1 protein-coding gene is annotated in these 644 nt (G+C 41.3%); it reads right to left on the bottom strand.

Annotated features, from left to right (window positions below):
- On the bottom strand, positions 1-644 hold a 644-nt coding region (locus NQS30_RS21340), incomplete at both ends, for a T7SS effector LXG polymorphic toxin (RefSeq protein WP_350322354.1).

Genomic DNA, 644 nt, shown 5'->3' with positions numbered 1-644 from the left:
AGCTTTTTCTTCAGATCCTTGATTTCCCGTTCTTTCGCCTCTTCCTTTTTAATCGTCAAATAAGCATCCGAATGTCTTGCAATCTCGCCTTTTTTCTTATGTATGTCACTTTCCCTGTATGCTTTGGCGTTATAGTGAAGTGGTGTTGCGTTTTTCCCTTTACCCGTGGCATTTTGAAGCTGCTGAAAATCTGCCTGAATGAAATGTTCGTTTGCCTCGGTTTCTGCGTATTCTTTCGTTAGATCATGATCAAGCTTTCCGAGCTTATGTATGGTCTCATCCCGTTTTTTATCTGCTGAATCCAGCTTTTGATCGACATCCTCTGTCGAGAAAACACCAAGATGAATGATATCACTTATCTCATTAAGAATATCCCTCATTTCATTGCGCTGCTCCTGCATGATGGCTTTTGATTTATTCTTCGCATGAATCAACTCATGTTCTAAAAATGACTCTTCCACAAAGGAATCGGCTAATCCGGCATCAGCTACTTTTCCTGAAATACTGTTAAGAAACGCAATCTTCATATCGATCAGATCAAGCCAGCTGTCTGTGACACCGGCGTGATCTTGAAAAAAGGCTTTAATGTTGTCTGCGCCTTTGCCTGAAAACTCACTGTCGTCTAAGTCAGCCATTCCCTGAAA

Origin of the sequence: Bacillus sp. B1(2022), from assembly GCF_040259625.1 — a bacterium.
In the GTDB taxonomy this organism is placed as follows: domain Bacteria; phylum Bacillota; class Bacilli; order Bacillales; family Bacillaceae; genus Bacillus; species Bacillus velezensis.
The sequence above is the reverse complement of the archived record's forward strand: the minus strand, read 5'-3'. Positions and strand labels throughout refer to the sequence as shown.